This is a genomic window from Candidatus Rhabdochlamydia porcellionis, assembly GCF_015356815.2.
Taxonomy (GTDB): Bacteria; Chlamydiota; Chlamydiia; order Chlamydiales; family Rhabdochlamydiaceae; genus Rhabdochlamydia; species Rhabdochlamydia porcellionis.
Map to the genome: position 1 here is coordinate 704,131 of NZ_CP075585.1, position 23,694 is coordinate 727,824.

The window sequence follows — 23,694 nt, forward strand, 5'->3', positions numbered from 1 at the left end:
TTAATCTGGTTCAAGTAACCCTTTTTGTCTTAGACGTTTTAGACAAGTATTCTCTTTTCTTTTCATTTGAACTCTTAAATCAGGTTGCTCATCTTTAAAACCGATTAAATGCAAAACGCCGTGAACTACATAGCGACATAACTCTTCAAAAGGATTTATATAATGTTTTTCAGCATACTGTTTAGCAATTTTGGGGCAAATAAATATTTCACCCAAAAGATGGTATCCATTAGGCTTATATGGAAGAGAATCTATAGGGAAAGTAATGCAATCTGTTGGGGTAGGGTCTTGGAAAAAAAGGGTATGTAATTGAGAAATCCTTTTTTCAGAGACAAATTGAATGCTTATCTCATCTGTTTTGATTTGCAGCAATTCAAACAAAAAAAAGACCACCTTTCTCATTTTAGCCTTAGAAAAATGGAGGTCTTTTTGTGAATTGAAAAGTTTTATTTGCAAAGCTAGAAAGAATTAGGTGTTTTAGGTAAGTTGGTTACTTTTACATTTTCTCCATCTTTCCATTTGCCAAGACGACGTAAAACATCAATCCTCTCAAATCTTTTAAGGACATTGCGCTTTTTAGCGGATTTGCTTGATTTTCCATAACTTGAGTGTCTAGACATAACTTTTTTTGCCTTTTTAAATTATTTAATTTTAGGAATAAAAGCTCTTTGGGCTAACTCCGTATCGATTGCATTCGCATGGATTTTAAACCCTTGGGGGAGATTATCCTTTTTAGGACCTGTTTTAGCTGAAGGGCGGCGAGGACGACGAGGGGATCTATTGCGAATTCTTTCTTGTTTGCTTAAACGGACCATAACATAAGCTCCTAAGTATCTTTTCTATGATGAAAAATTGTATGAATTTTTGACTAAAATAGCAAGTCTTCAGTTTGTGAAAAGAAAAATTTAAATTCTTCCTTATAAAAGCTCAAAATAAGAAGAAGCAGATCTTCACAAGATATAACTGCTAAAGATCATTTAATAAAGTTTTTTATTCTTGATAAAATAAAAATTGAAGTTTATTCGAGGTTAGAACTATATTTCTTTTCTTAAAAAATTCTTGGAACGCCCTGCAAAGATAAACTAAAAGCTATTTGAAGTTTATCCATGGTTACGCTTCAGGTAAAAGTAAATAGTTTAACCTAAAATGAGGAGAGAAGATGTCTATTAGCCCAGAAACACGCCACATACAGTTAAGATCTTTTAGATCACTTCCAGATTTAACGAATCTTCAAGAAGTTCATTGGAGCAAGCGAAGAGTAGAAAAGCAGCTGTGTATGAAAGAAATAGACACAGAAGGTCGAATTGCAAAAGTGATTGTTGATAGAATGTGTTATCAAATGAACCCTTGCTTGCATCGGGTAACTTTAGTTTCACATACAGGAAAAAAGTCCACTAAACAGTTATTTGCTAATGAAATCATTAAAAAATATATGTGCTATCTCGATATTTCTATAATTATGCACTTAAAGAGTTTTGTTCCTCCAGAATTTGAAGGTATTGTCTTAAAAAAAATCAAAGAACTTACTGTGAACCTCGACACTGTTAGCGTTATTCGATCAACCGGAGGTTTTTGCGCATTTAAAGATGCTTCAGGAAACACTCGGTTAAAACCTGTTGTTGGGAATATTGATGCTCTTTTTCTTCGTTACATAGATGGTTCAATAAAAGAGTTAGAATGTAGAAGTTCAGTCGATGTCGTTAAATACTTTGGAAAGTATCTTGATAAAGATTCGCGATATGATCCGGAAATAAGATCCCTCGTGGATATTTATGCAGGCTTTTCTGAGGAACAAATTATAGAGATACTTAAAGAAGTAGAAGCAAAAGGGTCTATAGAAGATGTATTAAGTCGTTATTGCATAGCATTAGGTACGTATTATACATGGTGTTCAAAGTACTCCGGATTGCTACCTGAAATTAAAAAAGTAAAAAAATTAGAAGAAGAGAACAGAAAAATCAAGCAAATGTTAGCAGAAATAGAAATTAATATAACAGGATTAAAGGGTAAATTACTTCTTTTTAAGAATTCTTTTGTAAAGGATGAATAACCCCGCAGGAGATTAAAAATTTAAAAGCATCTTCAACTGAAACTTCGGCCGGATAAGTGAAGACTTTAGGCGTTAAAAGGACAAAGCCAGACATAGGATGAGGAGCTGTAGGAATAAATACCGCAACCTCTATAGCAGAGGCTAGTTTAGTAAAGATTTCTGGAAGGGCTTCACTAGTTACAAAGCCAAGAGCAAAGGTGTCTTTATGAGGAAAAGGCACGAGTACGGTTTGCTTGAATGTCTTTTCTTTCCCAGAGAACACGACTTTTGTTAAATCATGACTAATTTTATAAATTTTTTTTACAAAAGGCAGTCGAGAGAAAAGGCGATCGGTAAGATGTAAAAAGGAACGTAGGAAAAACTCTCTACTGCAAAAGCCAAGGATAAAAATCACAATAATCCAGAAAGCTAAGGCAAACACGCGGCTTAAGACTTTAATGAGCACTTCGTGATTAGCTAAAGAGAAAAAGGGCATTTGTGGGTAGTGCATTAAAATATCTTGAAAAATACCGATGAGAGGAGTAGTAACCAGCTCTACCAACCAAATTACAATGATACAGGTTAATACAAGGGGTAAAAGCGTAATGAATCCTGCAAAAAAATATTTTTTCATATTGGATTGCTCGGTTTCACGGGTGGGATAATGACACCACAGGAAACAATATATTTAATAGCGTCTTCTGGTCGCATATCAACACATAAAAGTTGTTCTCTAGGATACATTAAAAGAAACCCCGTTGTTGGATTGGGTGTAGTGGGAATCAACACAGAAACTAGATCATTATTTACAGAATGAGAACACACTTCGGGAGCGTCTCGAGAAACAAGCCCGATTACATAAACCCCTTCTCTGGGGAAGGGTACCATTACAACTTGTTTAAAGGAGTTTTTATCCTTGGAAAAAAGTGTTTTAATAATATCTTGAGTGGTTTTATATACGGTATTTACAATAGGAATTCGATGGATGATTTTATCGCCTAGCCGAAACAGGGAGTTAATGATAAACCAACGAGTAATGGCTCCTAGTAAAACAGTGATGATGAATAATAAAATAAGAATGACTACTTGACTAGTATAGCGGACGAGATGCTCTGGAGACAAAAAAAGAAAATTTCGATTTAGCAAGTTCATTTTTGATAAAACAGCAGAAACCACACCGATAAAGGGCTGTGTCAGAAAATTGACCAAAAAGAGTAAAACAGCAATAGTTACAACAAGAGGAAGTAAGATAACAAGGCCTGTAAGAAAATATTTTTTCATCGCTTCTCTTTGTTTTTTATGATTCTAACAATATAGTTTTTCAAGTTTAAAACGCCAAGGTAAAAGCGCATCTTGGCCAGCATAATCAACTCCAATTCTAGGACCTTGGTAAATTTGCGTTTGATCTATGGATAGATCACTATTTGCAATCCAAATACAAGAAGAGTTAAGAGAGATTGCATTATGGGCAAGATCAACTCCTAAAGCCTGGCATACACTACCTGGACCATTGGTTAATTTAGAATTTAAAGAAGTTTTTTTACGTCTTTTTAACATGGTTTCAATTCCAAAAGTTGGAAAAATTGCCCGGATTAATACAGCATGAGGAGTGCCTTCTGTATGGGTAACCACATTTAAAAGGTAATGGATTCCATAACATAGATAAACATAAGTAATTCCTCCGTTTTGATACATTGCAAGATTGCGTTTGGTTTTGCGATAATTATAGGCATGACAAGCTCTATCTTCTGCACCCTTATAAGCTTCTGTCTCTATAATTATACCTCCGGTAATCTGATTGTTCATTTGGGTTAATAAAAGTTTTCCCAATAGATCGCGTGCTATTTGTACTACATCTTTGCGTTGGTAAAAAGAAACAGGAAGTGCAAAGCTCATGAGTTTCTCTTACGTTTTTTAGAGTTTTGTTCTTGTTTAAGCATCCAGCGGCTTTCTAGAAAAATAAGATCGATACGTGCTATTTGCACGAATATTTTTTCTCCTAGCCTATGTATATGTCCAGTAAAACGTCCCTTTAAGATAGAGGCTCTCTCATCAAAAATAAAATAATCGTCTTCAAGCTCGGAGATATGTAAAAATCCTTCTAGCATTAATTCTATAAGTTCAAAATATAGACCAAAAGGTTTAATTTTGGTTACTATTGCTGCATGATATCGAAGAGGATCTCGTAGGAATTCCTTTTCCAATAAACGAAGTTTTTTTAAGGTAACAACGCTATTTTCTGCCCTGAAACTAATCCTTTCTTGCTCAGAGCAATGAGTGGCTATTTCTTTTAGATCAAGCTCTTTGGGTTCTTCATTAAATAGCAGTCTTTGGATGATTAAATCGCTGTAGCGCCGAATAGGGCTTGTAAAATGACAATAGTGTTCTAAACAAAGACCAAAATGACCCATATTCTCTGTAGAATACTGCGCTAATTTCATACTGCGAATAAATGCTATAGAGAGCTGAGATAAAAAAGGATTTTCTTGAGCTTGCTGAAATAGCTCTGGTATATCTTTAAAAGTGCTATTACTAGCTACATGTAATCCAAATGTACGCGCCAATTCAAAAAAATCTTTAATATTTTCCGGGTTAGGTTCTTCATGCACACGGTAAATGAGTTGTTTACCTCTATGGGTTAGTTCTAAGGCAACGAGCTCATTAGCTTTAAGCATAAATTCTTCAACTAATTGATGCGTAATATCATATTCAATTTTCTTCACTCCCAATGGCAGACCATTTTTATCAATAACCAGAGAAATTTCTGGCAGAGAAAAATCAATACTTCCACGTTCTCGACGTTGTTTTTTTAACAATAGACACAAGTCTACCATTAACCGTAGAGTAGAGGTATGGGCATTTTTTTTCTTGCCGTCTAAAATTTCTTTAGCTTCGAAATAACTAAAGCGTTTTGCACTTTTGATATAAGAGCGTACGATTTCAAAGTGTAAAACTTTTCCATATGAATCCATCTTTATTAATACGGATACAGTTAAACGCTTTACATTAGCTTTTAAACTACAGAGCTGGTTGGATAACTCTTCTGGTAGCATAGGAACACAAGTGCCTGGGAAATAGGTAGAATTAGCTCTTAAGAAGGCTTCTTGGTCTAAAGAAGAATTTGGCTTCACATAATGAGCTACATCTGCAATATGGACTCCCAGATGAAAATGTCCTTTTTCGTCTTTGGTTAAAGATAGAGCATCATCAAAGTCTTTCGCAGTGTCGGGGTCTATGGTAAAGCAAGTGAGCCCGGTTAAATCCATCCTATTTTTAAGATCAGAGACTCTTACTTTGTTTCCAAAACCTTTTGCTTCTGTAATGACATTTTCAGGAAAATCAGAGCGTAGGTTAAATTCAAGAGTTGTTGCTTTAACATCGCAAGAAGGATCTATGATATTGCCAATGATTTGAGATATTGTACAAATAGTGGGCTTCTCTTTGGATCCCCATTCATCAACCCGTAAGATAACTCGATCCCCTATTTTGCAAGAAAGAGAAGGTGAAGAGCGGATGACAATAGGTTTATTGTTTCCTAATAGAGGTATATGAGCCGCGAGTTCTCTAGAAGAGTGGACAGCGCAAATAGTTCCTGCTAATTGACTATGAGCTCTTTTTAAAATAGAGAGGATTTTTCCTTCAGGCCCTTTTTCTGAAGAGGAATTTGTATTGACTGCTACCTTTACAAGGTCTCCGTCAATAGCAGATTCTGTATAATTTTTAGGAATAAAAATATCTTGAGGCCATTTTGCGCGTTCATTGGGAATCACAAATCCAAACCCTTTGGGATGGAGTCTAAGAGTTCCATTTAGGATTTGTTCCTGATCTTGTTTTAGGGGATATACTTTCTTTTTTTTTAAACAGATCTGATTACCTTTTATTAAAGCATCAATCGCTAACTGAAATGCAGAAGATGAAGAAGGAGATAGATGAATTTTTATAAATAATTCTTCTGTGGTTATGGGTTGATAAGAATTTTTCTGAATACATTCTAGAATGAGCTTTGCACATTTTTGAGAGGAAAGGCCCTTTTTTCTTTTTACCATTACAGGATTCCTCTTTGGATTAAATGATGGTGGAGTATCTCTGGTTTCAAATAAATCTCTGAATCAATGTTTAAAGAGCGCGCTGCTTGTACAAAAGCAGGGACATCATCGATATAAAAACACTCTTTGTGAGAACAATTTCCTATTTCCAGGGCTTTTTGGTAGATCTTTTTCTCTGGTTTACGAGCTCCCACTTCATAAGATAGAATAAATCCATCAAATAGTTGCAGGAAAGCAAAGTGCTTTTGAGCAAAGTTAAAGTGAGCATCGCAGGTATTAGATAAAAGAAAGAGCTTTATTCCTCGAGCTTTTATTTGTTCTAAGAGAGTAATTACGGGAAGATTAGGTTGGAAAATGTTGCTTAATGCATACGTGAAATCGGTAAAAGAGATGGGCTTTCCCCCTAATTCTAGTAAATCGGAATAAAGGGTTTGTGTAGTTATAGAACCTCTTTCATAATCATCAAGATATTTTTGAAGCAAAAAAGAAGTTTCTTCTACACTCAAATTACAGCAAATAGCAACTTGTTGCTTCATTCTGTGATGATCGAAGAATAAAAGCACATTACCTAAATCGAAAAAAACTGTATATTTCATGTGTATTTCATGTGATAAAAGTATATCCAAGACATATACCAATTAAAGAAAAAATCAAATAATCATTTTATCTTTCTCTGGTAGCTTAAGAGAGTGTTAGCAAGGAGCATGGAAATTGTCATAGGACCTACACCTCCCGGAACAGGAGTAATATAAGAACAATGGGGAGCGACTTCATCAAAAGCAACATCTCCTACAATTTGTTTTTCTCCTTGATTATTTATAATGTGGTTAATTCCTACGTCAATTACCGTTGCGCGAGGTTTAACCATGTTTTTTTTAATAAAAGCTGGTTTGCCAATAGCTGCGATTAAAATATCGGCTTGTTTGCAAATCTCTTCTAATTTCTCAGAAAAACTATGCACTAAAGTAACTGTTGCATTACAGTGGGGAGCTTTTTGCATTAAAAGCGCCGCTAAAGGCTTTCCAACGATATTACTTCTTCCTACGATAACAACGTGCTTACCTAATAAAGGAATCTGAGATTGTGTTAATAATACATGAATGCCGTGAGGTGTGCAAGGAATAAACCCATCCCTTTCTCCAAGCAATAGCTTACCCATGTTAAAGGGATTAAATCCGTCTACATCTTTTTCAGGATCAATCATTTGCATAATTAGAAAAGGATTTATGTGTTTTGGTAAAGGAAGTTGTACCAGAATACTATCTACAGCAGAATCTAGGTTTAAACGTTTAATTTCTAAAATGACTTGGGCCTCAGAAACATGAGAGGGGAGTTCAACGTCAAAAGAGATAATACCCACTTCTTGACATCGCTTTTTTTTCATACGGATATAGCTATGAGAAGCGGGATTATCCCCCACACGAACAAAAGCTAATCCAGGAGGGCGGGTTTTTAATTTGGCAATAGAGGATTTGATTCTCTCTTGAATCGTTTTTGCAATGGATATGCCGTCAATGAGCTTCATATTTACCTTTATTTAAATAGTCAATCATAATCGGATGTAGATGTTTATTTGTTGCTAAAAGGTTATGGTATCCAAAAATTTGATGTTCTGTTCCATCATAATGGGTTACTATTCCACCTGCTTCTTTTACTAAAAGTATTCCTGCTGCCATATCCCAACTATTAAGGCCTACTTCCCAAAATCCATCAAAGCGTCCCGCAGCTACATACGCTAAGTCAATAGCTGCAGAACCTAATCTACGAATAGGGGTTCCTGTTCTTAAGATTTTAGAAAAATGCCCTATGCAATGCAGGGGATCTTTATGTACATCATAAGGAAATCCTGTTGCTAGAAGAGCTTGATTCATTTGCGATACCGAAGAAATGTTTAGAGATCGACCATTAAGAAAAGCTCCTTGTTGTTTTTGAGCAGAAAATAATTCTTTTGTCATAGGTTGATATACAATACCACAGACTATTTCTTTATCAACAGCTACAGCAATACTAATTGAAAAAAGAGGGATTTCATGTGCAAAATTTACAGTGCCATCTAGAGGATCAATAATCCAAGTAGCTGGACATCCTTGCTGTATATAAGACCCACTTTCTTCTGCAATAATTGAATGGGTAGGATAGCGATCTTTAATGGCTGTAATAAGGAGATTCTCAGATGCCCTGTCATATTCTGTTACTAGATTTTGTTTGCCGGGTTTTGAATCAATGATAAATTGAGACCCGAAACCTTTTTTTAAAATATCTCCAGCTAAAAAAGCTATTTTTGTAGCAAAAGAGGCCCACTCTTTAATGATTTTGGACATAAAACCTCTAGCGGTTTGCATTTAGTTTTTATAAAGAGAATCACGACTAATCATAGCTTTCCAATTCATTTTTCTTGAATAGATAAACAATATAACAGGGAGATATATCCATAAGAAGACAGCAAGTGCATCACAAATAGGCAGTAACATAAAATCGATGAAAATTAATCTCCAGGATAAATTACATTCTAAATGAGTTGCGCAATAAAAAACCCATTGAAATATAGTCATGAATGCACTAATTAATGCTGTTAGTAAACAAATCGAGTGTAGTTTTTCTTCAAAAAAGTGTTTTTTTTGTCGATGCAACAAAAGAGTTATTAAGCAAGTATTTAATGCATAGAAACCAAAGCGTAAATCAGAGTTTATCAGATCTAGTAACAGTCCGCATCCTAAAGCAATCCAAAGAGAAGCAACTAAAGAAGCGCGTAAATAAAGAAGAGCAAAAAAAGCAGTAAAGGGAATTAAATGTATCTGGGGATAAATTGCTGTACTAAATAGTGTGCATAACAAAGTAACTAAAAATACATATAGAAGGGGAATAGAAGCCATGAAGGATTATTAAAATGCTCCTTTAGAGGCAATCATTTCAGGAATGGTTTTTGCAATTAATTGCATATCAAGCAGGAAAGAGTGAGTTTGAACATAGCTTAAATCTAAGGCAACTCTTTTCTCAAAACTCAAAGCACTTCTCCCAGAGGTTTGCCATATACCTGTAAGTCCTGGTTTAATAGAGAATAAAACATCAATATTGCTTCCGATTAGCTCTTTAATTCTCTTTTCTTCGCGAGGTAAGTAAGGTCTTGGTCCAACGATGCTTAAATCTCCCTTTAATACATTCCAAAACTGAGGAAGTTCATCAAGAGAGGTTTTGCGGATCAATCTGCCTAGATAGGTTAGTCTTGGATCATTTCTTAGCTTAAAAAATCTCTGCCATTCCCTGTTCAATTTAGGTTGCTGTTTAAGTAAATGCTGTAAGCGGGAATCTGCATCACAATGCATAGAACGAAACTTCCAAAATTTAAATAGCTGACCTTTATGCCCTAGCCTTAAGCTGCAGTAAAAGACAGGTCCTTTTGAAGAGAGTTTAATCAAAAATGCAATTACTATAAAAAATGGAAGTCCTAAAAGTAAAGCTGTTAAGCTAAATAGAATGTCAAAGATACGCTTTCTCTTTTTGAAAGGAACAATCTCTAAAGGAGCTGCTAAAACAGGATCTGATGAGATTCGGTCTAAAGTCATCATTTGCTCTTAATGAATCAATATTGATTTGCGTATTAAATATATAATAAATTATTGTCAAATTTAAGTCAATTTAACAATGCTTTAGCTGATTTTACCATAATCAAGATGAACGCTAAGAATGAAATGTTTTACGATCTTTTAGAAGTCTATTCAAGAATTACACGTGAATGTTTTTATAACAAGAAAGTTCAAAACTAAATTTCATAAATCAGATATGTCAACAATGCGATAAAAATAGTTGCTACTCAAAAGAGCATCTGAGACAGGTCCTAAATGAAGCAGAACAGGTGAAATACCAAAGCCTTTGGGAAAAGACAGAGCTGCTATTTTGGTTTTCATTGTATCAATGACTTCAAGACCTAGTTCACGGCGGCGCATTTTGACTTCGCAGACAAAAAGGGTATTGAAACTATATTTTTGTGGTAAAAGTAGCTATTTAATAAAGTTTAATTTTTTTTAATCTTAATGCATTCAAAATCACAGAAACTGAACTACAAGCCATTGCTGCACTTGCAATCATTGGATTCAAGAGTAAACCAAAAAAAGGAAAGAGGATTCCAGCAGCAATAGGGATCCCTGCAAAATTATAGATGAGAGCAAAGAAAAGATTTTGCCTAATATTACGCATAGTGACTTTACTTAAAGTTATAGCTTTTACAATGCCATTTAAATCACCTTTAACTAAAGTTATGCCAGCACTTTGTATAGCAACATCGGTTCCTGTTCCCATAGCAATTCCTACGTCAGCTATTGTAAGGGCTAACGAATCATTAATCCCATCACCTGCCATAGCCACAATTTGCTTTTCATTTTTTAACTTTTGAACAAAAGAGCTTTTATCTTGTGGGCTAATGCCCGCATAAACCTCATCTATATGCAGTTTTTGTGCAACAGCTTTTGCAGTATACTCAGCGTCTCCGCTCAGCATAATGATTTTTATTCCAAGTCGATGTAGATCTTCTATTGCTTTTGAGGTAGATGATTTGATGGGATCAGAAACAACAATAAACCCTAGTGTTTGCCCGTCTATTGCTACAAAAATAGTGCTTTGTGCTTGTTTTTGAGCTTCTTTTGCTCGAAGTTCTAAATCTGCAATGCCAGTAATATCTTTTTCTTTCAATAAACCGACTTTACCAATAAATACCTGCTTGCCTTTAACGACCCCTTCCACTCCTTTTCCTGTAATGGAATTAAAGTTTTGTACTTCTGGTATAATCAGATCTTTTTCCTTAGCTTCTTGCATAATAGCTACTGCAAGAGGGTGCTCACTATTTTTTTCTAGAGCAGCGCTTAAACTTAACAACTCGTTTTCTTGAACAATGTCAGATGTTATAATTTGAATAACTTTAGGTTTTCCTTCTGTAAGTGTTCCGGTTTTATCTATCATTAGTGTATTTAGTTTTTCTAAGCGCTCTAATGCTTCAGCATTTTTAATGAGTACGCCCATTTGAGCTCCTCTCCCTATTCCAACCATGATAGACATAGGAGTAGCTAATCCCAGTGCACAAGGACAAGCAATGATTAAGACAGCAACCGCATTTACTAAGGCAAAAACAAAGCGCGGCTCAGGTCCAATAGAAGCCCAAATAATAAATGCGATAACGGCAACTATAATTACAAAAGGAACAAAGTAAGCAGAAACCCGATCAGCAAGTCTTTGAATAGGAGCTTTACTTCTTTGTGCCTCAGAGACCATTTGTATAATTTTAGAGAGGAGCGTTTCATTGCCTACTCGCTTAGCTTGCATAATGAAACTACCTCTCTGGTTGATTGTACTCCCTGTAACCTCATCCTGTACTTTTTTTTCAACAGGAACACTCTCACCAGTGATCATCGATTCATCGATAAAACTAGAACCTTCTATTACCTCTCCATCAACAGGAACCTTTTCTCCAGGCTTGATTCTTAATAGATCTCCTACTTTGACCTGCTCAATAGGAATCTCTTGTTCTTGGCCATCTAACACAAGGTGAGCTGTTTTAGCAGACAAGTTCAATAGTGACTTAATCGCTTGACCTGTTTGAGTTTTAGCTTTTAACTCTAATATTTGGCCAAGCAAAACAAGAACAGTAATTACAGAGGCAGCTTCAAAATAGACAAATAGCTCACCTTTTTCTTTAAAGGAATTAGAGAACAGATCGGGCAATAAAACAGCAATAGCACTATAAAAATAGGCAGTTCCAATGCCTAAAGCAATCAAAGTAAACATATTCAAAGATCGATTGACTACCGAACGCCAAGCTTTTCCAAAAAATGGCCATCCTGCAAAAAATACAACAGGAGTACTTAAGATAAATTGAATCCAATGAGAGACTTGCTCAGAGATAAAACCTGAGAATGTTTGGCCAATAACCAAAATAAGGATAGGGATTGTTAAGATGATCCCTATCCAAAATCTACGTAATGTATCTCGATACTCAGAATCGTCTTCTTTTTCTGTAATCTTTGCCAGTTCTAGAGACATTCCACAAATGGAGCAATCGCCTGGATAATCTTGCTGGACTTCGGGATGCATAGGACATACATAGAGACTACTCGTTGAAGAGCTTGTATTTGGTATTTTATCAGAGGAATGGCAAGAGTGATGAGAATGGTTCACTTATATTTCCTCTATTTCTGACAAGCCTCTATCTAAAATCATTATTTACACTTAATGGATCAATATGAATCAATTAAGAAATTATTGTCAAATTTAGTAGAGTTAGTCATTTTTTTAGTAAAAATAAGAAAATAGGTTTTTTAAAGTTGCATTTTTTTTAACCTTAAAACATGCAAAATTACAGAAGCTGAACTACAAACCATCATAGCACTTGCAATCAGTATGCAGATAAAAAGAAAAGAAAATATTTTACCTGATTTAAAGTAATTACTTTCTGTCGTTTGCTTTACTAAAATAAGAATAGGAGGCTACTAAAATAACCCCCTATCCAAAATCCATGTAGCCTATCTCGATATTCAGAATGATCTACTTTTTTTTGCTATAAATGGAGCAATTATCTGGATGATTCTGCTTGCAAAGCGGTCTTTGTTAATTTTATTAATCTTTTATTGAATTTTTTCACAATGGCTTCTTCATCCTTGCCTTCTTGCATAGCTGCATCTCTTTTCTCTTCTATCTCTTTAAATTTCGATGAATAATGTTTTTTAAGAGCTTCTTTCCATTTATCCTGACTAATAAGAAGCTCATAATACGAATCCTTCCTCATTTTTAAGACATACTGTTTAGCATCATGTAGATCTTTAGGTGTTAATTCACTAAATTTAAAATGTGACATTTTTTCAATATCTATAGGAAGATCCAATTCTCTTTTCAGTGTAACCAGGAGCCCAAGATGAACTTCAATCTGATCTACTGAAGAAGATGACTGAAGAATGAACTGTTGAGCAAGCTCTTTTAGTATTGCAATAGAGCATGGGCCTTTAATCAGGAAGTCAGCTAGCTCTCTCATGTTGTGGATATCAATTGTTACAAGCCGATAAGCAAGCCTTGCATCTATAAAAGATAGAGCTACTCTATCTGCACAGCTTTCTGTTGCATCTCGAATAGTATGAGTAAAAACCTGACGAAAATCTGGATTATTATTAGCTTCATGCAAGCAGTCTAACACGTTAACAGCTAACGCTTCTTGAACATTTCCCCCTTGCTGAAAATCAGCAATGGAGAATAGTCGGTTTAACCAGGACCGTACTTCCCTTACCTTTAAAAGAGCACACAGATCTATGGGTTCTCTTTTAGCTATTTGACAGAGTCTCTTTAAAGACTGTTCAATAGGTTCTTCTGCTTCCATTAGTGAAGGTAATGGATAAGAAATATGTAGAACTCTATCAAGTCCGGCAATAGTTTCCCTTACTGTATTCAAAAATACTGAATGGAGGCTATCACATCCTGTAAGGTCGATTCTATCAATACATGGAAGATGGAGTATTTGATGAGTGAAGAAGGCTAAATTAGAGTTATAGCTTAGATCGAGATCTTTTAAATTTTGCAAACTACCAAGAGCTTCTAGATCGCACAAAAGGTCATTTTTACTAATATTTAGCACCTTTAAGTTCGGCAGATTGCAAAGAAACTTTGGGCATATATTTAACCTATTCCCATCAAGCTCTAGGCGTATCAAAGTTGCTGACTGAAGAAAAAGCTCTGGCAAATCGGCAAGTGACTCGTTGTGAAATTGATTGTTACTAAGATTTAGAGTTTTTAGTGCTTTTAGGCTGCAAATAGATGGTGGTAATTCTTGTAGCTTATTACCGCTAATGTCTAAATGCTCTAGTCTGCTTACAAAAGGTTCAAAGTGAAAAATATTAGGTAAATCAGTCAAGTCTAACTTACGCAGATTTAGCGTATTTGTATTTGCATTTTTGCAAAAACTCCGAACATTATGCAAAGCTTGGACTCGATTAGCAGGTTCTTGTCCTATGTTTTTTTGTTTCCATTGATTCAAAATTTCTTTGGATGTGGACTGATCTTCTTGATAGGAACCACGCTTTCTTTGACACAAAGAGGTGTATTCAAGACCGTTTATACTACAATCTGGAAGTTGGCATAATATTTTTAAAGAGAGTTCGGATAGGCAAGTGTAAGCAAGATATATTTTTTTTAATGCTTTTAATTGAATAAGGGACTCTGGCAAGTCCTGGATCTGATTATTTCTTATCCGAAGCTCTTCCAATCTTGATAGGGAGCCAATAAATTCAGGCAATCTAACAAATTGGTTATGACTGATAGATAAGTCTTTTAGATTTTTTAAGTTCACACAACTTTCTGGTAAGTTTTTAAGTTGGTTGATTCCAAGTTCTAGTATCTCTAGTTTATCTAATTTGCCTAGATCTATAGGTAGTTCTGTTAACTGGTTTCCTCTGACAAGTAGCGCTTGCAATGCGCGCAACTCGGTTAAGGACTCAGGTAGCTGGGTTAGTTGGTTTTTTGAAAGGTCTAAATATTTTAAATTGGGTAGCTTAACTAAAAGCTCAGGAAATTCTGCAAAGCTATTATCAGTAAGATCTAGTACTGTTAATGCTTGAAGGCTTTTAAAGGATTGAGGCAAAGACGTAAGATTGTTCTGGCTAAGGGTTATCTCGCTTAACCTGTTTAGGAAAGATGGAAAATAAAAAACATCAGGTAAAGAGGTTAAATTAAGATTAGATAAATCTAAGACCTTTTCATCTGTGTTTTGAAAAAAGGCCAAAATCCTCTGTAAAGCATTGGTACAGTTTGGTGCTTTTTGATTTGAAGATTGATTTATGTAGTTTCTCTTAATCGAAGAGTCTTCCAGCCATTGATTTAAAATTTTTTGAAGATTTTCAATAGGATTTTCTCTTTGAATGATTCGCTGTGTCTTAGGTCTAACAGCTAAAGGCAATTGCGTTTCAATGTGATCCATTTGGTAGAATATCGGGCCTGTTTCTAAAAGGGTAGGGGCTTGTGTATCTAAAGTTTCTGCAAATCCGATACTTGCGTTATCGCTTAAAACTCTTTTAAGAGGATCATATTCCATGCTTTTGCTATTAGCTGGAACCTGTTTTGCATTTTTAAAAATTTTTGCAATCTTTTTTGTAAGTACATTTTTTTTTGAAGCAGGCTTTTGATTTAAAGTTGGTACAGATAGTTGCTCTTTTGGCTTAACAGAAGAAAGTAATTGGTTTGTTGGATTTATAGACATGGCTTTACCTCTATTATTAACAAGTACGAGGCCTAAGCGTACTGTATGTAATTGTAATAAGTAAATAAAAATTAAAAAAAGATTGTGTTTTTGATTTTTAAAGATTTCATAAAGAAAATAAAAACTAATTCGTAAGATAAAAGCGTGGTATCATATGTTTACAGGCTTTGAATTGAGATAAAAAAGTTGTTTTGCACAGAGGGCTTAAAGTAAGAGTTCACGCTTAAAACAAACAGTAGATTTTTAAATTGAGCGATAAATCATCTTACGTAAAAGATTTTGGATTAAAGGAGCTGGACAACTTAATTGGTCAAGCTGCTCTAGCGCTTCCTTAAGCAGGCTTTCTGCGAATTGTTTAGCTTGAATTTTACCTAAAAGAGTGACTGCTGTGGTTTTATTTTCTTCTTCTATATCAAGTAAATCATCAACTATTTGAAATCCAAGTCCAATTTTCTGCCCACAATTGTATAAGAGCTGCATGTCTGGATCAGAAGCATTGCCAAGGATACCCCCAGCTTCAAGAGCAGCAGAAATTAAAGCTGCTGTTTTTCCATGATGCATTTGTTGCAGGAGCGGCCATGAAATATTTTTTTTCTCTATCAAGAGATCAATTACTTGCCCCCCAATTAATCCATCCGCACCTGATCTTTTTGCAAAGAGTTGGATTAAGTTCAGTTTTTGCTCAGCGGAATAAAAAGGAAGAGAAGAAAGAATTTCGAAAGCATAGGTAAGTAGGTAATCTCCTGTGATCAAGGCCTGCCACTCTGGGTATGCTTTATGTAGCGTGGGTTTCCCTCTTCGTGTATCATCATTGTCAATACATGGTAAATCATCATGAATAAGGGAATAGGTGTGTATGAGCTCAATAGCACAAGCAGGTAGGATTGTTTGAGAAAGAGGAACCCTAAAAGTAGATGCTGCTGCTATTAGTAACAGAGGACGCAAGCGCTTAGCAGGAGCTAGAAGAGAATAGCGTGCAGAAGAAAAAAGAGGTGCGTATGCCGTAGTTAACTTAGGGCTAACTAGCTTTTCTAATGCTTCTTCAAGTTCAGTTTGTGCTTGAGATAGGAATGATATTTTGCTCATTTATTTTCTGAGGGTTTGGTTGCCTATGGGAGTAATCTGTTGGTATGCCAATTCCAAAATAAGCAAAACCTAATTTTTCCATTTCTTTTGGTTGATATTGATTGCGTCCATCAAAGAAAGCTAAATGACGCAAAAAAGGAATGATTTTAGTAAAATCAATGTAACGAAACTGTCGCCATTCTGTGGCAAGCACAATGGCATCGGCTCCTTGTACAGTTTCATATTCATCCTTACAAAAAGTTACTTGATGGCAAGTGCCTAAACGCTCACGCATAGCTGGCATAGCTACAGGATCAAACAAGCGTAAATTAGCTCCTTGAGACAGTAAGATCTCAATGAGAGAAAGTGCAGGAGATTCTCGAATATCATCTGTATGAGGCTTAAAGGAAAGCCCCCAGATTGCAATAGTTTTATTAAAAACCCCGTTAAATTGGTTAAAATAACGACAAATTTTATCTGCAAGTACTTTTTTTTGCTGTGTATTTACACTTTCTGTGGCTCTCATTAATGATAGATCTAAATCATATGCTTTGGCTGTAGCGTAAAGAGCTCTAATATCTTTTGGAAAGCAAGACCCTCCATAACCCATTCCGGCATATAAGAAGTGGTAGCCAATTCTTTGATCTGCACCAATGGCTATGCGTATATCATTAATACTAGCACCTGTCTTTTCACATAAGCTAGAGAGTTCATTCATAAAAGAGATTCGCAAAGCAAGCATGGCATTTGCTGCATATTTTGCTAGTTCTGCAGAAGAGGGTGCCATAATTAAGATTCGATCATGATTAATAGTAAAAGCCGAGTAAATCTCTCGCATGATTTTAGCGCTATCGAGATTATCAACTCCAAGGATAATACGATCGGGCTTCATACAGTCATTGATTGCGTTGCCCTCTTTTAGGAATTCAGGATTAGAAACAACATCAAAACCGATGAGTGCATTTTTTTCTTTAAGAATCTGTGCAATATGTTGCTTAACCAAAGAGGCAGTACCTACAGGTACTGTTGATTTATTGACAACGAGGAGCGGGTGTTTCATATGTTGAGCTATAGAAGAGGCAGCGGAAAAAACATGAGAGAGATCACAGCTACCATCTGCTTTGGAAGGGGTTGCCACAGCAATAAAACAAACTTGGGAAACTGCAGTAGCTAGCTGATAATCTGTAGTAAAGCTTAAACGCCCATCTTCTACATTGCGTTCGATTAATTCTTTTAATCCAGGCTCATAAATAGGGATTATGCATTTTTGTAGATTTTGAATTTTTTGCTTATTAATATCCAAGCAAATGACATGATGTCCCATTTCAGCAAAGCAAGCTGCTGTTACTAGACCAACATACCCAGCGCCAATGATTGCAATATCCATATTTTCTTATAATCTTTTTATAAATTTATTGTATTTCTAACTTCAGATAAAAAGCCATCTTTTAAAATGAGTACCCTATCACATGAATTTGCTGCTTTTAGATCGTGAGTTACAATAATTATACTTTTGCCCTGTTTTTTAACTAGACGAAGAAGGAGCTCATAAACCATTTCTGCATGAAAAGAGTCAAGGCTTCCAGTTGGTTCATCTGCTAAAATAAGATCGGGATTGTTACATAAAGCACGTGCAATAGCAAGCCTTTGCTTTTCTCCACCAGAGAGAAACTTAACAGGTAGATGAGCATGTTGCTGTAGCTCAACAGCAGATAATAAACGCAAACCAAGCTCTTGTTTATTAAAACGCATACGTGTGATTTTTGCTGGCATAATTACATTATCGATTACGCTATAGTTTTCTAAAAGATAATGGGATTGAAAAACAAACCCTAGCTTTTTTTTACGTAGTGCATAACAACTTTCTTTTTTTGTATTTATGCCACTGATAATTAGTTCACCTTCAGATGGTGTATCTAATGTGCCTAAAATATGCAGTAGGGTGCTTTTTCCAGCTCCAGACTTCCCTAAAATTGCTAAAGATTCTTGATGGTTAACGGTTAAATCAATTCCTTTTAGTAATTCTGTTTGATGAGGAGAAAAAAAAGACTTCTTTAAGTTTTTGGCTAGTAAAATAGTCATTATTCAGACCTTAAAATAGCGCTTACGTTTAAGTAACATGTTTTTATAGCAGGAACAAGAGCTGCAAATAAAGATAAAATAGGAGTTACAATGAATACAAATTGGATAGCTTGAGAGCTAAAGTTAGAAGGGATTATTTGTCCAAAAAAAATGGGGTTTAGTAAAGCTTGTCCTTGTAAAAGACTTAAAATAGAAATAACAAAATCTAGATGCTTTAATGTAAACAATCCAGCTGCAATTCCAATACAGCTACTCATGAATCCCATAATCATCCCACAAAAGCCAAAAATGAAAAGAATGCTTTTTTTACTAGCTCCCATAGCTAATAAAATGCCGATTTCCTTTTTTTTGTTATCAACTAAAATCACAAGTTGCGAAATGATATTGCAACAAGCTACCATTAAGATAATTATTCCCACTAAAGTAAATAAGTAGCGATCACTTACAAATTGCTGCAGCATATCTTTTGCGAAATCATATTCTGTAAAAGGGGTTACTTTCCAATAAGCAGCTATTCCTTCTTTTTCTAGTAGCTTTTCTAATTCTTTTTTAATGGAGTCGGTGTCTGTAAGATGATCAACCCAAATAAGCACTCCATTTGATTCTGTTTTATTTAGGTGAAAAGAGGCATTAGAAGCATTAATTGTTTGAGTAATGTGAGGAGGAACCAAAATGCTTTTATAGCCAGAAAATAGAGGTCCTGGATCATAAAATCCTGCTACAAAGATAGGCAATCGTTGCTCTTGAGCTGCGCTCATGCTTAAACTAGAATAAGATAAATAACCGCGATCAGCTATTTGTACACCTTGATCTTGAAAACTTTTAGCTAAAAATACACCGGTCTTTTGAGCTAGAACAACAGAGGGTTTACACCATCTGCCTTCTACAACTTCTAGTCCATCACCGGATACCTTGCCTTGTAATAGGTAATTTTTAAAGGGAATTTCAATAGTAAAAAATAAATCCTTTAAGGTTTTTGCTTGAGGGGGAACTTCTGTTTTAACTACATGCAGTAAATAAGATTTTTCCAAAAAAATAGGTTTATCTATCAAATAGGAAGATTTATTTTTTTCTGTAAAGTAGATTCCTCGGGGTGTTTTTTTTATTGCCCCTTTTTGAAAATCAGGAAAAGCCTCTTCATTTTCCGTTAATAGAACATAAGAGAGATTTGAAATAGATACCTGCGCAGGCAAAGATACTCCTTCAGGAATCATGCTTATGGGAATTTCCCATCCATCATACTTTGGTTTAAGAGACTTAATGGCAACTGTGTGCAGAATATCATTGATTTGAGATTGAGAAAATAAGTGAGTAAGCTCATCGGTTCTTAAAGGGACAATCAATGTATCTAGGAAAGGATTTTTTTCAGGAAAAGAGCTTAAATAGGAAGCTTGAGTTAAATAGCTCTGGGTTGTCTGTTCTTTTGGCTTCTTTCTAATCATTTGTAGACGTAGCATAGCCCCACTTAATTCAAAATCCTGATAGGTGATCTTGTGTGTATTTTCTAGTCTTTCCAAAATAGCATAGAGCTCTTTGGCTAAATCTTTTGTTTTTTTCTCTGCTTTAATATGTAAAGGAAGCTCTTTATCATAATTTTCATCATAGGGATCTGTCTTCAGAGAAGAAATTTTTTCCCTAATTGTTTTATGGCGATATTGGGATTCATGAGATAAGGCATCTATCTGATAATAATAAGAAGAAAAATAGGCATCGGTAGGGGTGATTCTTATAGCAGAATGAACAGTTGTTAATTTTGTTTTCCAATTATTTTCAATGCCGTCAGTTATCGATAAGAAAACAACAATTAACCAAACGACTAAGGAAAGAACAAAGATGGATAAAAGAGAAATGAGTGAAGAGGATAGATGTTTTTTACGGGGTATTAAGTATTTGAAAGCAATTTTTAGCTCAAACATTAACACCCATGGATTAAAAAATTACTTTGCTTGTTTAAAAACGACGTGCTTTCTCAGTGTCTTATCGTATTTTTTTAGTTCCTTACGTCCTGTGGAAGTGCGTTTATTTATGGTAGTCCAATAACATTCGTTGCTTTCTGTGCTTTTCATTTTGATGGTTTCTCGAGCTGTTTTAGCCATACTATACCTCTTTTTTTAACAAATCATTTTAAAACAAGAGCTTATTAATCAACAAGAAAAATAAGGAATTATAGAGCAAGGCTTATTCCAAGACCGGCTGTTTTTACATAAGAAAAAGAAGGCAATTCAGTATTAGATCCCGGTATTAGGTTTGCTAAACCGTTTATAATAAAGCCTTGTAATAGAAGTTCTAGCATTAAAGCTTGATCTACTTTTTTATGGTAAGAATAGCTATTCCATAGCATACGAATAGCAGGTGGAGTGTGTTTGAAGCTGGTGAATAAGACAGCTTGTATGTCCAGACCAAAAGACTGTTTTAGCAGATCCAGTGTAGGGTTGCCCAAAGGTAGCGGCATCCCTGTTTTCTTTAAAAAAACTTTTTCTAAGAATTGGTTTTTTAGCTCTTCTATATCTGGATTTTTCCTGTGCAGATCATGCTGTATTTTGAGTAAAAGCTTTTGCATGTCATCTTGCTGTAGAATAGTAAGGTACTCTTTTGAAGCACTTAAAACTTGTAGTATCTTTTGTTCTATGGATTGATCCAAAATCTGCTGGTTTATAGAAGAAAATAAAGGAATAAGTATATTTTTTAATAGATGATCGTTTATCACAGGGTCCGCCCATAGAACAGCATACGCTAGTGCTGGGCTAGAAGAAATGTTTTCAATCGTTTTTTGCAGAGCTATTAGACTTAAAGCATTTGAGAACCTATGGATGAGTTGGTCTTTAATAAAAGAAGTAATTGGTTGTAAGAGCTGTTTTTGCTCTTCGCTATTTGAGATATTAATAAACAGTCGATTAAGTTGCTGATAGGTTTCTTGGATGGAGGCTTGATTATACACTAAAGAGGATACAACAAGAGGGAGAGCAAAGGAGGTAATTGCAAAGCTTTCTCTAGAATCTAAATAATGTTCAGTAGCTTTTGAGGCAATAGTTGCAGGAACAATTTTATGAAAATAATCTTTAAAGGATTCATCGGTTTTAAAAAGCAGCATCCCTGCATAAGCGCAAGTGATTTCTAAAAACGTTTGCAGGACTTCTTTTGCAACCTCTTCCATTTGCTCTTGGTAATATAAACCAGCGGCTGACATTCCTGATATAGCGGTTAGTTGCAGCAATGCCTTCTGGGCATTAGATGATACAAAGTAATTACTAGATGTTATGGTTAAGGTAGAAGAGCTTCCTACAGTCGCTAAAATTTTTTTTAATGTAGTTAGTAAAGAATTGCTGGCTAAAGCAAAGGGATTGTATGATTCAGGGACACTGTTTAATAAGTCATTGAAAACAGGAGCTAGTATTGAAGGAGTATAACCACCAAGGGCTTCTCCTATGTTCTCTTCAACAGCTGAGAATATTGTATCAGTGTTTTCTTCTATGGCACGTATTTCTTCTGGATTTAAATCTTCTGTGCTGCTTATAGAGCGATGTAGTGTTACTAATGCATGTATCTCATTGCAACAAGAGATGGCTTCTGCAATTTGCTCTGAGCTAGGAGCTACTTGTTGTTTATTTACTAGTTCTTCTTTAAGTTCTTCAAGAGCGTGCAATCCTGGGATTTTTTGCCAGGGTATATAGCTTGTATTAAGTTGTATGCAATAATTAGAGAGGTTTTTAAGGTTTACTAAAAGCTGGTTTTCTATAGAAGCTACTCGGCCAGCTCTTCTAGAAAGAACATGACAAATTTTTTGATAAATACATGCCATACCTGTCAAATTTGCCATGTATTTTGTAGAGAACAAAACAGCAGAAATGGTTGAATTTCTGGGATGACGAAGGTGTTTTGCAGTTGGTTCTTACAAGTATTTAAAAAATGAGCTGTTTTTGTTTTTACATAACCAATACCCTGAGTATAGGGAGCTACTGCGTTAAGAGCTAAGCCTGGGGCTTGATCTAAATTACGATAAAGGTATAAAGTTAGTTCTAAACTCATATTGTTTTATTGGTTATGAATAATACATCGGCGTTTTTTATTATACTATTTTATCGTATAATTATTTATATTTAATTAACTTTAATTATTAATCTTATATTAAGAATCATTAGATAAGGTTTTTCCAGAGGGGAATGCGAATCATAGGCTCAAGTGATAAATCATCCGCTTGTTTTGAAAGAAAATGATGATAGCCTAAACCTGCAATCATGGCAGCATTGTCCACTGTAAGTTCTTTAGAGGGAAAAAAGAGGGGGAAAGGACAGTTCTTTTCGTGAAAGATATCTCTAAACCTTTGATTATTAGTAACTCCTCCTCCACATACAATAGCTCTGCAATGAAACGCATCGGTTGCTTGTATAGCTTTTTGCACAACATCGGTAAGCGCTGTTTCTTGGAAAGAGGCGGCTACATCTTTTTTTTGAGCCTCAGAGATGATTAAGGGAGAGCTTTTTGCAGGGTTTTGCCCTTTGATAGCATAAAGAACACTTGTTTTAAGGCCAGAAAAGGAAAAATCCCAAGGTGACTCTTTAATACGACAGGGTTTAAAAGCAAAGGCTTTGGGATTTCCTGTTTTAGCTAAAGCCTCAATAGAAGGCCCTCCAGGATAGGGGAGGGAAAGCATTTGAGCTACTTTATCAAAAGCCTCCCCAATAGCATCGTCTTGAGTTGTTCCTATAAACCGATAAGAACCAATTGCTTCAATTTTTACCATAAAGGTATGCCCACCTGAAATGACAAGCCCTAAGCTAGGGAAAGGAGGAGGGGTGTTAGGAGGCATCATAGCAGCATAAAGGTGGGCTTCTACATGATTGACTCCTACGAAAGGTATTTTCCAGGCAAGAGAAAGCGCTTTAGCAGAGTTAAGACCAATAAGTAAGGCGCCAATCAACCCAGGGCCTTTAGTAACAGCAATTCCCTGAAGAGAGGAGGGATATAATTTTGCTTGGGTTAACGCTTGCTCAATAACAGGGATGATTACATCTACATGTCGGCGACAAGCAAGTTCAGGAAATACACCACCGTAGGGCCTATGTAATTCTATCTGGGAATAGATAACATTAGCTAAAATTTCACTCCCATTACGCACAATAGCGCAAGCTGTTTCATCACAACTGGTTTCTATTCCTAAGACTAGCATACAGTTAAATATAGCAAAATAAGAGGTATTTTTGCATGGATTAAAACTGCTTTAAACAAACTTTAAATTTTATTTAGAC

At 35.4% G+C, this 23,694-nt stretch carries 24 protein-coding genes; 1 reads left to right on the forward strand and 23 read right to left on the reverse strand.

The genetic code is table 11. The features are described from left to right. From ybeY to RHAB15C_RS03225, 3 genes are read right to left on the reverse strand one after another with little or no spacing between them, the layout of a single operon-like run. Positions 1 to 456 carry an rRNA maturation RNase YbeY gene (gene ybeY, locus RHAB15C_RS03215; protein ID WP_281422374.1) on the reverse strand — a complete coding sequence of 152 codons (456 nt, stop codon included), beginning with the start codon at positions 454 to 456 and terminating at the stop codon, positions 1 to 3. Between the two features lie 2 nt (positions 457 to 458). Further along, positions 459 to 620 (reverse strand): small basic protein, encoded by a 162-nt coding sequence (locus tag RHAB15C_RS03220; protein ID WP_194845679.1) that lies wholly within the window; start codon positions 618 to 620, stop codon positions 459 to 461. 21 nt (positions 621 to 641) lie between these two features. Then, positions 642 to 815: a hypothetical protein gene (locus RHAB15C_RS03225; protein ID WP_194845678.1), complete on the reverse strand. Its 174-nt coding sequence runs from the start codon at positions 813 to 815 to the stop codon at positions 642 to 644. Positions 816 to 1,159: 344 nt separating this feature from the next. Here RHAB15C_RS03225 and RHAB15C_RS03230 point away from each other — a divergent pair, with 344 nt between their 5' ends. Next, entirely contained in the window at positions 1,160 to 2,050 is an 891-nt protein-coding gene (locus RHAB15C_RS03230) for a transposase (RefSeq protein WP_194845677.1), read from the forward strand. On the opposite strand, the gene RHAB15C_RS03235 is transcribed toward RHAB15C_RS03230, so the two are convergent. From RHAB15C_RS03235 to tsaD, 20 genes are all read right to left on the reverse strand, one after another. After that, complete coding sequence (locus RHAB15C_RS03235) at positions 2,022 to 2,663, reverse strand: DUF502 domain-containing protein (protein WP_194845676.1); 642 nt, start codon at positions 2,661 to 2,663, stop codon at positions 2,022 to 2,024. The two genes, RHAB15C_RS03230 and RHAB15C_RS03235, sit on opposite strands and share 29 nt — an antisense overlap. Further along, complete coding sequence (locus tag RHAB15C_RS03240) at positions 2,660 to 3,310, reverse strand: DUF502 domain-containing protein (RefSeq protein ID WP_194845675.1); 651 nt, start codon at positions 3,308 to 3,310, stop codon at positions 2,660 to 2,662. The genes RHAB15C_RS03235 and RHAB15C_RS03240 overlap by 4 nt, the downstream gene beginning before the upstream one ends. Positions 3,311 to 3,334: 24 nt before the next feature. Further along, positions 3,335 to 3,925, reverse strand: a complete 591-nt coding sequence (locus RHAB15C_RS03245) for a DNA-3-methyladenine glycosylase (protein WP_194845674.1) — start codon at positions 3,923 to 3,925, stop codon at positions 3,335 to 3,337. Next, positions 3,922 to 6,075 (reverse strand): ribonuclease R, encoded by a 2,154-nt coding sequence (rnr, locus tag RHAB15C_RS03250; RefSeq protein WP_194845673.1) that lies wholly within the window; start codon positions 6,073 to 6,075, stop codon positions 3,922 to 3,924. The genes RHAB15C_RS03245 and rnr overlap by 4 nt, the downstream gene beginning before the upstream one ends. Continuing rightward, on the reverse strand, positions 6,075 to 6,671 hold the full coding sequence (locus tag RHAB15C_RS03255; RefSeq protein ID WP_194845672.1) for an HAD family hydrolase: 597 nt from the start codon (positions 6,669 to 6,671) through the stop codon (positions 6,075 to 6,077). The genes rnr and RHAB15C_RS03255 overlap by 1 nt, the downstream gene beginning before the upstream one ends. Before the next feature lie 62 nt (positions 6,672 to 6,733). Then, entirely contained in the window at positions 6,734 to 7,600 is an 867-nt protein-coding gene (gene folD, locus RHAB15C_RS03260; protein WP_194845671.1) for a bifunctional methylenetetrahydrofolate dehydrogenase/methenyltetrahydrofolate cyclohydrolase FolD, read from the reverse strand. Beyond that, complete coding sequence (locus RHAB15C_RS03265; protein WP_194845670.1) at positions 7,587 to 8,396, reverse strand: inositol monophosphatase family protein; 810 nt, start codon at positions 8,394 to 8,396, stop codon at positions 7,587 to 7,589. Before RHAB15C_RS03265 ends, folD begins: the two co-directional genes overlap by 14 nt. 21 nt (positions 8,397 to 8,417) lie before the next feature. Beyond that, positions 8,418 to 8,948: a hypothetical protein gene (locus tag RHAB15C_RS03270; RefSeq protein ID WP_194845669.1), complete on the reverse strand. Its 531-nt coding sequence runs from the start codon at positions 8,946 to 8,948 to the stop codon at positions 8,418 to 8,420. A 9-nt stretch (positions 8,949 to 8,957) separates the two neighbouring features. Next, complete coding sequence (locus RHAB15C_RS03275) at positions 8,958 to 9,641, reverse strand: sugar transferase (protein WP_246587616.1); 684 nt, start codon at positions 9,639 to 9,641, stop codon at positions 8,958 to 8,960. Positions 9,642 to 9,842: 201 nt separating this feature from the next. Beyond that, positions 9,843 to 10,019 carry a hypothetical protein gene (locus RHAB15C_RS03280; RefSeq protein WP_194845668.1) on the reverse strand — a complete coding sequence of 59 codons (177 nt, stop codon included), beginning with the start codon at positions 10,017 to 10,019 and terminating at the stop codon, positions 9,843 to 9,845. A gap of 58 nt (positions 10,020 to 10,077) precedes the next feature. Next, positions 10,078 to 12,240: a copper-transporting P-type ATPase gene (locus RHAB15C_RS03285; RefSeq protein ID WP_220716079.1), complete on the reverse strand. Its 2,163-nt coding sequence runs from the start codon at positions 12,238 to 12,240 to the stop codon at positions 10,078 to 10,080. 394 nt (positions 12,241 to 12,634) lie between these two features. Continuing rightward, positions 12,635 to 15,301 carry a leucine-rich repeat domain-containing protein gene (locus tag RHAB15C_RS03290; RefSeq protein ID WP_194845667.1) on the reverse strand — a complete coding sequence of 889 codons (2,667 nt, stop codon included), beginning with the start codon at positions 15,299 to 15,301 and terminating at the stop codon, positions 12,635 to 12,637. Between the two features lie 243 nt (positions 15,302 to 15,544). Beyond that, positions 15,545 to 16,387: a polyprenyl synthetase family protein gene (locus RHAB15C_RS03295; protein ID WP_194845666.1), complete on the reverse strand. Its 843-nt coding sequence runs from the start codon at positions 16,385 to 16,387 to the stop codon at positions 15,545 to 15,547. Next, the gene (locus tag RHAB15C_RS03300) at positions 16,350 to 17,753 is read right to left on the reverse strand and encodes a UDP-glucose dehydrogenase family protein (RefSeq protein ID WP_194845665.1); all 1,404 of its coding nucleotides are present in this window, start codon (positions 17,751 to 17,753) and stop codon (positions 16,350 to 16,352) included. Before RHAB15C_RS03300 ends, RHAB15C_RS03295 begins: the two co-directional genes overlap by 38 nt. Positions 17,754 to 17,770: 17 nt before the next feature. Continuing rightward, positions 17,771 to 18,448, reverse strand: a complete 678-nt coding sequence (locus RHAB15C_RS03305) for an ABC transporter ATP-binding protein (RefSeq protein ID WP_194845664.1) — start codon at positions 18,446 to 18,448, stop codon at positions 17,771 to 17,773. Beyond that, the gene (locus RHAB15C_RS03310) at positions 18,448 to 20,364 is read right to left on the reverse strand and encodes an ABC transporter permease (protein WP_194845663.1); all 1,917 of its coding nucleotides are present in this window, start codon (positions 20,362 to 20,364) and stop codon (positions 18,448 to 18,450) included. Before RHAB15C_RS03310 ends, RHAB15C_RS03305 begins: the two co-directional genes overlap by 1 nt. A 21-nt stretch (positions 20,365 to 20,385) precedes the next feature. Beyond that, on the reverse strand, positions 20,386 to 20,544 hold the full coding sequence (gene rpmG / locus RHAB15C_RS03315; RefSeq protein WP_194845662.1) for a 50S ribosomal protein L33: 159 nt from the start codon (positions 20,542 to 20,544) through the stop codon (positions 20,386 to 20,388). Between the two features lie 68 nt (positions 20,545 to 20,612). Further along, complete coding sequence (locus tag RHAB15C_RS03320; RefSeq protein ID WP_194845661.1) at positions 20,613 to 22,265, reverse strand: hypothetical protein; 1,653 nt, start codon at positions 22,263 to 22,265, stop codon at positions 20,613 to 20,615. Next, positions 22,253 to 22,474 (reverse strand): hypothetical protein, encoded by a 222-nt coding sequence (locus tag RHAB15C_RS03325; protein WP_194845660.1) that lies wholly within the window; start codon positions 22,472 to 22,474, stop codon positions 22,253 to 22,255. The genes RHAB15C_RS03320 and RHAB15C_RS03325 overlap by 13 nt, the downstream gene beginning before the upstream one ends. Before the next feature lie 109 nt (positions 22,475 to 22,583). Continuing rightward, positions 22,584 to 23,615, reverse strand: a complete 1,032-nt coding sequence (gene tsaD / locus RHAB15C_RS03330) for a tRNA (adenosine(37)-N6)-threonylcarbamoyltransferase complex transferase subunit TsaD (RefSeq protein WP_194845659.1) — start codon at positions 23,613 to 23,615, stop codon at positions 22,584 to 22,586. Positions 23,616 to 23,694: the final 79 nt, after the last annotated feature.

Bases quoted from the DNA above. Each gene is read 5' to 3' on its own strand.
- RHAB15C_RS03220 (WP_194845679.1), bottom strand. From the start codon at position 620: ATGTCTAGACACTCAAGTTATGGAAAATCAAGCAAATCCGCTAAAAAG.
- RHAB15C_RS03225 (WP_194845678.1), bottom strand. From the start codon at position 815: ATGGTCCGTTTAAGCAAACAAGAAAGAATTCGCAATAGATCCCCTCGT.
- RHAB15C_RS03230 (WP_194845677.1), top strand. From the start codon at position 1,160: ATGTCTATTAGCCCAGAAACACGCCACATACAGTTAAGATCTTTTAGA.
- RHAB15C_RS03235 (WP_194845676.1), bottom strand. From the start codon at position 2,663: ATGAAAAAATATTTTTTTGCAGGATTCATTACGCTTTTACCCCTTGTA.
- RHAB15C_RS03240 (WP_194845675.1), bottom strand. From the start codon at position 3,310: ATGAAAAAATATTTTCTTACAGGCCTTGTTATCTTACTTCCTCTTGTT.
- RHAB15C_RS03245 (WP_194845674.1), bottom strand. From the start codon at position 3,925: ATGAGCTTTGCACTTCCTGTTTCTTTTTACCAACGCAAAGATGTAGTA.
- rnr (WP_194845673.1), bottom strand. From the start codon at position 6,075: ATGGTAAAAAGAAAAAAGGGCCTTTCCTCTCAAAAATGTGCAAAGCTC.
- RHAB15C_RS03255 (WP_194845672.1), bottom strand. From the start codon at position 6,671: ATGAAATATACAGTTTTTTTCGATTTAGGTAATGTGCTTTTATTCTTC.
- folD (WP_194845671.1), bottom strand. From the start codon at position 7,600: ATGAAGCTCATTGACGGCATATCCATTGCAAAAACGATTCAAGAGAGA.
- RHAB15C_RS03265 (WP_194845670.1), bottom strand. From the start codon at position 8,396: ATGTCCAAAATCATTAAAGAGTGGGCCTCTTTTGCTACAAAAATAGCT.
- RHAB15C_RS03270 (WP_194845669.1), bottom strand. From the start codon at position 8,948: ATGGCTTCTATTCCCCTTCTATATGTATTTTTAGTTACTTTGTTATGC.
- RHAB15C_RS03275 (WP_246587616.1), bottom strand. From the start codon at position 9,641: ATGATGACTTTAGACCGAATCTCATCAGATCCTGTTTTAGCAGCTCCT.
- RHAB15C_RS03280 (WP_194845668.1), bottom strand. From the start codon at position 10,019: ATGCGCCGCCGTGAACTAGGTCTTGAAGTCATTGATACAATGAAAACC.
- RHAB15C_RS03290 (WP_194845667.1), bottom strand. From the start codon at position 15,301: ATGTCTATAAATCCAACAAACCAATTACTTTCTTCTGTTAAGCCAAAA.
- RHAB15C_RS03295 (WP_194845666.1), bottom strand. From the start codon at position 16,387: ATGAGCAAAATATCATTCCTATCTCAAGCACAAACTGAACTTGAAGAA.
- RHAB15C_RS03300 (WP_194845665.1), bottom strand. From the start codon at position 17,753: ATGGATATTGCAATCATTGGCGCTGGGTATGTTGGTCTAGTAACAGCA.
- RHAB15C_RS03305 (WP_194845664.1), bottom strand. From the start codon at position 18,448: ATGACTATTTTACTAGCCAAAAACTTAAAGAAGTCTTTTTTTTCTCCT.
- RHAB15C_RS03310 (WP_194845663.1), bottom strand. From the start codon at position 20,364: ATGTTTGAGCTAAAAATTGCTTTCAAATACTTAATACCCCGTAAAAAA.
- rpmG (WP_194845662.1), bottom strand. From the start codon at position 20,544: ATGGCTAAAACAGCTCGAGAAACCATCAAAATGAAAAGCACAGAAAGC.
- RHAB15C_RS03320 (WP_194845661.1), bottom strand. From the start codon at position 22,265: ATGGCAAATTTGACAGGTATGGCATGTATTTATCAAAAAATTTGTCAT.
- RHAB15C_RS03325 (WP_194845660.1), bottom strand. From the start codon at position 22,474: ATGAGTTTAGAACTAACTTTATACCTTTATCGTAATTTAGATCAAGCC.
- tsaD (WP_194845659.1), bottom strand. From the start codon at position 23,615: ATGCTAGTCTTAGGAATAGAAACCAGTTGTGATGAAACAGCTTGCGCT.